Source organism: Hyphomonas sp. UBA3601, from assembly GCF_002375605.1.
Classification (GTDB): Bacteria; Pseudomonadota; Alphaproteobacteria; order Caulobacterales; family Hyphomonadaceae; genus Hyphomonas.
Window position 1 is genome coordinate 4,663 of sequence record NZ_DFME01000049.1, and the last position, 6,946, is coordinate 11,608.

Genomic DNA, 6,946 nt, shown 5'->3' on the forward strand with positions numbered 1-6,946 from the left:
CGCAGCATGGTCGCGCCGAGATCGCCGGAGAGTGGCGGGCCAAGGCGCGCGATGCGGTCTTCCACCGGGGCAATCTCGCTATAGCTTGCCGGGAGGGTGGAGAGGCCTTCGGGCTTGCGTGTGTTCGTGGTGTTGTAGAGCTCGCGCCTTGCATCCGGATCGACGGCGGTTGGTGGCTTCAATGCAATTCTCATGGCGGCGAACAGGCCAAGCACGCCGAGGCCTGCGCCGACCATCAGGACCTTGCGGTTGATCCGCGTAACCGGCTTCGGGCTGGAGCGGATCTTCAGCCGTTCGGCATGCTCGTCGAAGGGAATGGGCTCGGACATGGGCATCAGTTCCCGAACAGGCCAGCCAGAGGCGAACGGCGCTCATTGCGGGAGATGCGGACGACCATCTGGTTTCGTTCGCCGAGCCGCAGTTCCGCCGCACGGAACAGGCGGTCCACGACATAATAATTGCCGCGCACCCGGTAGTTGACGAGTTCCGCGTCACCGTCCGCACCCAGAACAAAGAGCGGCGGCATGTCTGTGGTGGCGATGTCTTCGGGCATCTGGATGAACACCTGACGGCCATCATCGAAGACGCGCACAGGTTTCCAGTCGGGGCTGTCGCCGGAGAGCCGATAATCGAAGTTCAGGCCTTCCAGCGTCAGGCCGCGCTCAATGCTGCCAGCGTCTCTTGCAATGGCGCGTTCATTGCGGGCGGTGAGGCCTGCCAGTTCATCAGCCGGATAGCGCCAGGAGAGCGCGGCCATATAGCCGCCCTCCGTGCTCTCCAGCTCCAGATGATAGGTCCGCCGGTCGGTGGCGATCATCAGATTGGTGCGGATGCCGGAGCTGATCGGTTTGACCAGCACATGGGCGCGGGCCGTCGCGCCCGAACCGGACACCGTGTCCCCCACCACCCAGCGCACCGTGTCACCGGCCGAAACCGAGACGAGTTCCTCGCCCGGCTGCAGGGCGATGTCCGACACCTGGCCGGGGCTGGCATAGAGGCGGTAAAGCGCGCCTTCGGTATAGGGATAGACCTGGATCGCGTTCACATAGCCGTCGACCGAAGGTTCGATCAGGGCGCTGGTGCGACCTTGTCTTATCGCTTCTGCCGGTGAAACCGACGGCGTGCTGACGGTCCTTGTATAGGTCCGTGTCACGCTGCCATCGGGATTGGTGGTGACGCGGGTGCCGATGGGCATCATCTGGCCGGGCAGCGGAAGTGCCACGGCGGTTTCGACAATCTCGACAGGGTAGTCAGCGCGGTCCTCGACAGGCGTCGCGGCGACGAAGGCGCTGGCATCGATGGGGTCGAGTTCCGTCGTGGCGCAGGCTGACAATAGCGCCATGGCAGAAGCGGCGGTGAGGATACGAAGCATGGGGATCATTCTCCTGTAACGAGGTCCTGACCCCAGTTCAGGGCATGGACATAAAGGCCGAGCGGATTGGCGCGCAGGGTCTGCGCATCCGTCGGCGGTTGGGTGATGAGGGTGAAGTTGCCGGTGAACCTTTGGGCGCGAACCAGCGCGCCATTCTCATAGGTCTTCTCGATCCAGCGGGCCTGGAAACTGTCGTCCGAGACGCGCACGACGCTGACGACATCCACCGTGCGGGATTTTCTGCCGACATCGGCGAAGGGATCATTGGTCGAGGCGTATTCATTGAGCGTGGTGGCGGCGCGGTCAGTGACGAAGTCATAGGCGCGCAGCCAGTTTTCGCGCACGACGACCGGATCGACGCTGAGGCCGCGCACGTGCTCGATGAAGTTGGCGAGGTGATGCGCGATCTGCGCATCGGTCGGGGTGTAGCGCTCCGTCGCTGGCGAAACGGCGCGGGCCGCGCCGGTCTCATCGACTTCCACGACATAAGGCGTGACGGTCGATTGCATGCTCCGCCAGACCAGCGCGCCGGAGGTGACGAAGCAGAGCCCGAGACAGCCGAGCGCCATGAGCCGCCAGTTCTTTGCCTGCACGCGGGCGGAGCCGATACGGTCGTCCCAGACCTGTCCGGCCTTCTGGTAAGGCGTTTCAGGGAACGGGCTTGGCCCATAGCTGGAGGAAGATCGCCTGAAAGCCATCGTCTAATCGTCCTTGTCTTTGAGGGTTGGGTTCGCGCCCGAAGCGCCGCGATCGCCGTCGCGGATCGAATGGGCGGCCATTTGGCCTGCCTGTCCCATGCGCTGGCTGGTCTGCATGCGGCGGGCCCAGCCGGGGCTCTGGGATGAGGATGATCCGGAGGCAGAGCTTTGCATGGATGCGGTCTCAGACCCGCCGGTTGCGCGCCAGGCGCCCTGACTGCCGCGTTGGTAGGCCTCGCGCATGGACTGGGCAGGACGGCTTGCAGCGCGGCGCATGGCGTCCCCGCCTGCGCGCGCGACACCGGCAAGGCCGGCGGCGACGCCCGCTGCGCCGGATGCGCCGGAGGCGACAGAGCCCAGCGTATAGGAGGTGCGCGCCGCTCCTGCCATGCTGGCGCCGGCCTTGACGGCGCTTGAAGCACCGCCCGCGACCGCGCCGACAGCGGCGCGGCCGCCCATGCCCGCTACATAGGTCCCGGCAGCGACGCCCGCTGTAGCACCCACTGCTGAGCCTGCGCCGAGCTGCGGAGCGCCGGTGATCAGCCCGCTCGCAATGCCGGGCGCAAAGATGCCCATCCAGAAGAAGACAATCGCAGCCAGCACCGTGCCCATGACCTGCGCCAGCGTCACATCATCGCCGGTGCGGAACGCATCGGTCACCGACGAGAAGAGCGTCGAGCCAATGCCGATAATAACGGCGAGCACCATGAGCTTGATGCCCGAGGTGATGACATTGCCGAGGACACGTTCGGCGAGGAACGTCGTCTTGTTCCAGAGCGCGAAGGGCACGAGCACGAACCCGGCCAGGGTCGTCAGCTTGAACTCCAGGATCGTGATGAAGAGCTGCACGGCGAGCACAAAGAACGCGACCATGATGATCGCCCAGGCCACGAACATGACCGCGATCATGATGAAGTTATGAAAAAACGAAATCGGCCCCAGCATGTCGCTGATCTCTTCGAGCAGCGGCTGACCGGCATCGAGACCGACACTGGCAATGAAGCCGGGGCGCAGGAGATCATCGGCAGTCATCGTCCCGCCGCCAGCGGTCACGCCAAGCTCGGCGAAACTGTCAAAGACGATACCGGCGAGGAGAGAGAAGTTGCCGATGATGAAGGCGAAGAAGCCGACATAGAGCACCTTCTTGAGGAGCCCGGCGATCACGTCCGTGTTCTGGGAGAGCGCCCAGAACAGGCCTGCCAGCGTAATGTCGATAGCGATGAGCGTGGTCGACAGGTATGCGACATCGCCCGCCAGCAGGCCGAACCCGCTGTCAATGTAGGCGATAAAGGTCGCGAGAAATGTGTCGATCACGTCCATGGGGCGCTACTCTGCGAGGAAGGCCCGGGTGCGGGCGCGGCCGCGTTCGGCCTCGGCCAGCTGGCGCGCGCGTTCCAGCGCCTCGGCGCGGTAATGGGCGGCCATCATGGCTTCCATCTGCATCAGCTGCTCAGTCTGCAGGGCCTCGATCTGGTTTCCCGCCTGCGCGACCTGGAGATTGCCGACGGCGGACTGGCTGTCGGCGATCAGCCGGCCGAGACTGTCACTGTCAGCCCGCGCTGTGGAGACGACCTGCGCCGTGACGGTCAGACTGTCCCGGTAAGCCGTGCGGGACTGACGCCAGCGGGCGCGGGCCTCTTCGACGAGGACGGCCTGGCGCGGCGGTTCACTGCCATAGTCTTCAGGGTACACCTCTTCATACTCGCGCTCGATTTCCTCGACGCGGTAGCCGATGCCTTCGGCCTCGCGCATCAGCTCCTCGATGCGGCGCATGCGGCGCAATATGTCGTCGACGATACTATCGGGCAGCGCCTCCAGATCGCGCGCCATGTTCTCCAGCATCTCGATTTCATGGGTGAGCTGCTGGATTTGCTGGTTCACTTCCTGAAGCGACCGGATCGCCTGGTAGATGTTCTGGATGTGATTGGCCGGGTCATAGACCGTCCATTGGGCGGCGGCTGGCGGGGCGATGAGGATGGAGAGCGGCGCGGCGCAAATGAGGGCGGAGGCAAGGAAGCGTTTCATCGGGGGCTCCTATTCGGCGGCGATGGCGTGGACTGATTGGATCGGATCGGCGGCTTCAGGCGCATGGCCGGGCCAGCGGGTGAGCAGCTCAGCCGCCCAGGGCAGGCCTTTCTCGATCAGCCAGCAGGCAGCAAAGCCGTCGCCTTCCGTCTCGGCCCAGATGCGGTCCATGCGGGCCTGATTTTCCGGCGAGGACGCCCCGCAAACCGAGAGGGCGATGGGTCCAAGTCCCAGATCAAAGACGCGCGCGCCGAGGGGTGACTGGTAATAATAGTCGCGCTTCGGCGTGGCTCTTGAGATCAGTTCGATCTGGCGGGTATTGAGTCCGAAGCGCTCATAGGTCTCTTTCGATTGCGGTTCCTGCGCGCGTTCATTCGGGAGGAAGATCCGTGTCGGACAGGACTCGACGAGTGCAGGCGCGATGCTTGAGTTCGCGATGTCGGCCAGGCTTTGTGTTGCGAACACGACAGACACGTTCTTCTTGCGCAGGGTTTTGAGCCATTCGCGAATGCGCGCCGCGAACATCGGATCATCGAGGAACAGCCAGGCTTCATCTAGGATGAGCAGCGTTGGTTTGCCGGTGAACCGGGCTTCAAGTCGGTGGAACAGGTAAGTGATGACGGGGGCGACCGCGCCTTTCGCGTGCATCAGCTCTTCCATCTCGAAACAGACTGTATCGGCGAGGGCGAGGCTCTCCTGATCGGCATCGAGAAGGCGGCCATGCGGGCCTTCCAGCGTGAACGGGTGGAGCGCCGATTTGAGCGTGTCGTCCTGCAGCATCAGGCTGAGGCCTGTCAGCGTGCGTTCGTTTTCAGGCGCTGAGCTGAGAGACTGGATCGCTTCCCAGAGCCGGGCTTTCAGGTCCGGCGTCATGCTGACGCCTTCATTTGTGCAGAGACCTGTCAGCCAGTCAGCGGCGAAACTCGCGCCATGTTCGGTGTCGATGTCCTTCAGGGGCTGGAGGCTTGGGGCGTTCGAACTGCCAAGGTCGATATGCGCGCCGCCCATGCAAAGCGTTGCAGCGCGCGCGGACCGGCCCTTGTCGAAGATGAAGACCTGGGCGTTTGTGTAGCGCTTCCATTGCAGGGCGAGCAGGGACAGGAGCACGGACTTGCCCGCGCCGGTGGGACCGACGACAAGCGTATGACCAACATCGCCAATGTGGAGATTTAGGCGGAACGGTGTTGTGCCGTCGGTCTGTGCCTGGATGAGCGCAGGGGCTTGTAGGTGTCGATTGGCGTCTTCGCCCGCCCAGACCGCAGACAGCGGCACCATATGGGCCAGGTTCAGCGTGTGCAGGATGGGCTGACGGACATTGGCATACGGATGACCGGGCAAGCTCCCGAGCCAGGCATCGACGGCGTTCAGGGTCTCGCGGATTGCGGTGAAGCCGCGGCCATTCACGATGCGCTCGGCCACGCGGATATGTTCGTCCACCACGCGCCGGTCGGGATCGGCGACAGTGATCGTTGTGGTCACATAGCCATAGGAGACAAGGTCGGAGCCGAGTTCCTGTAGCGCGGCGTCGGCATCACCCGCCTTATTGTCGGCGTCATTGTCTACGAGGGCCGCCTGTTCATTGAACAGGGTCTCGCGCAGGACCGCGCCGATCGATTTGCGTTTGGCGAACCAGTGGCGGCGCTTCTTTCCGAGCACTTTTTCAGCTTCGGCCTTGTCCATGGCGATGAAGCGCGTTGCCCAGCGATAGGCAAAACCCTGCCGGTTCAGCTCATCAAGGATGCCCGGCAGGGTCGAGGCCGGAAAACCGAGAATGGTCAGCGTGCGCAAATGCGCGTCACCGATCATCGGCTCCAGCCCGCCAGCGAAGGGCTCATCGGCGAGCACGGCGTCGAGGAAGACCGGCAGCTCAGGCGTCACAACAGGATGGCGCTTGATCGAGATGGTCGAGTGGAGATAGGTCAGCGTCTCATCGTCAGTTAGCTTACCAATCTCGGCGAGGCAGGTGGAAAGGAGATCGAAGACGCGGTCCGCGTGCTGCTGGAACGTCTCCAGCCGGTGCCGCCAGGTCGCGGCATCTTCGGTCTCAGCGCGCTGGATCAGCGCCTTCTCGGCGCGGCCCGTCGCATCGGCAGGCGGTAGCCAGAGGAGGTTTAGATAGTAGGCACTCTCGAACCGGGCGCCGCTTTCTTCGGCTTGCAGCGCGCGTTCCTGATCGATGAGCCAGGACAGCGCATCTGGAAACTCCGCCTCCGGATAGTCATGCACCTCGTGGCGCTGCGCCTCGAAGAAGAGCGCCCAGCCTGAGCCAAACCGGCGCAGGACATTGTTGACCCGGGCCATAACCGAGACGAGTTCTTCCTCGGTCGAACTTTCAAGGTCAGGGCCACGATATTTGAATGTCGTCTGGAAGCTGCCGTCCTTGTTGAGCACGACGCCGGGGGCGACGAGCGCCGCCCATGGCAGGAAGTCCGCAAGCCGGTCGGCCTTGTTCCGATATTCGCGCAAGCTCAGCATGGCTCAGACCTGCAGATGCGCGGGGAACCGCAGATGCCGCCGCGCGACATCGACGAATTGAGGATCGTGCCGGGCGGCCCAGACCGCGACCATGTGGCCGAGCGCGAAAAACGCGATGCCTGCGATCCACAGCTGCAGACCCAGTCCGATTGCGCCCGCCAACGTCGCATTGGCGATAGCAAGTCCGCGCGGCGCACCGCCGAGCAGGATATGCTCGGTCAGCGCCCGGTGGACAGGCACCGTAAAGCCGTTCGGAAGGGAAGATTGACCGCTGTCCATCAGACCAGCGCTCCGCCGCCGAAGGAGAAGAACGAAAGGAAGAAGGAGGACGCGGCAAAGGCGATCGAAAGCCCGAAGACGATCTGGATCAGGCGCC

6 protein-coding genes and 2 pseudogenes are annotated in these 6,946 nt (G+C 63.8%); all 8 read right to left on the reverse strand.

The window, feature by feature from the left end:
* A pseudogene (locus B4F73_RS05875) lies at positions 1 to 329 on the reverse strand (conjugal transfer protein TrbI); the annotation flags it as partial.
* Between the two features lie 5 nt (positions 330 to 334).
* A complete protein-coding gene (gene trbG, locus B4F73_RS05880; RefSeq protein ID WP_290482716.1) occupies positions 335 to 1,372 on the reverse strand; it encodes a P-type conjugative transfer protein TrbG in 1,038 nt (345 codons plus the stop codon).
* 5 nt (positions 1,373 to 1,377) lie between these two features.
* A complete protein-coding gene (gene trbF, locus B4F73_RS05885) occupies positions 1,378 to 2,070 on the reverse strand; it encodes a conjugal transfer protein TrbF (protein WP_119376329.1) in 693 nt (230 codons plus the stop codon).
* Positions 2,071 to 2,073: 3 nt separating this feature from the next.
* Entirely contained in the window at positions 2,074 to 3,390 is a 1,317-nt protein-coding gene (gene trbL / locus B4F73_RS05890; RefSeq protein WP_119376328.1) for a P-type conjugative transfer protein TrbL, read from the reverse strand.
* A 6-nt stretch (positions 3,391 to 3,396) separates the two neighbouring features.
* Positions 3,397 to 4,095 (reverse strand): P-type conjugative transfer protein TrbJ, encoded by a 699-nt coding sequence (trbJ, locus tag B4F73_RS05895; RefSeq protein ID WP_035549553.1) that lies wholly within the window; start codon positions 4,093 to 4,095, stop codon positions 3,397 to 3,399.
* A gap of 9 nt (positions 4,096 to 4,104) precedes the next feature.
* Entirely contained in the window at positions 4,105 to 6,570 is a 2,466-nt protein-coding gene (gene trbE / locus B4F73_RS05900) for a conjugal transfer protein TrbE (protein ID WP_290482717.1), read from the reverse strand.
* A 3-nt stretch (positions 6,571 to 6,573) separates the two neighbouring features.
* The gene (locus tag B4F73_RS05905) at positions 6,574 to 6,849 is read right to left on the reverse strand and encodes a VirB3 family type IV secretion system protein (protein ID WP_290482718.1); all 276 of its coding nucleotides are present in this window, start codon (positions 6,847 to 6,849) and stop codon (positions 6,574 to 6,576) included.
* Positions 6,849 to 6,946, reverse strand: a pseudogene (locus B4F73_RS05910) (conjugal transfer protein TrbC); the annotation flags it as partial. The pseudogene B4F73_RS05910 and the gene B4F73_RS05905, both read right to left, overlap by 1 nt.

Excerpts from the sequence above, each read along its gene's own strand:
- trbG (WP_290482716.1), bottom strand. The coding sequence starts at position 1,372 with ATGCTTCGTATCCTCACCGCCGCTTCTGCCATGGCGCTATTGTCAGCC.
- trbF (WP_119376329.1), bottom strand. The coding sequence starts at position 2,070 with ATGGCTTTCAGGCGATCTTCCTCCAGCTATGGGCCAAGCCCGTTCCCT.
- trbL (WP_119376328.1), bottom strand. The coding sequence starts at position 3,390 with ATGGACGTGATCGACACATTTCTCGCGACCTTTATCGCCTACATTGAC.
- trbJ (WP_035549553.1), bottom strand. The coding sequence starts at position 4,095 with ATGAAACGCTTCCTTGCCTCCGCCCTCATTTGCGCCGCGCCGCTCTCC.
- trbE (WP_290482717.1), bottom strand. The coding sequence starts at position 6,570 with ATGCTGAGCTTGCGCGAATATCGGAACAAGGCCGACCGGCTTGCGGAC.
- B4F73_RS05905 (WP_290482718.1), bottom strand. The coding sequence starts at position 6,849 with ATGGACAGCGGTCAATCTTCCCTTCCGAACGGCTTTACGGTGCCTGTC.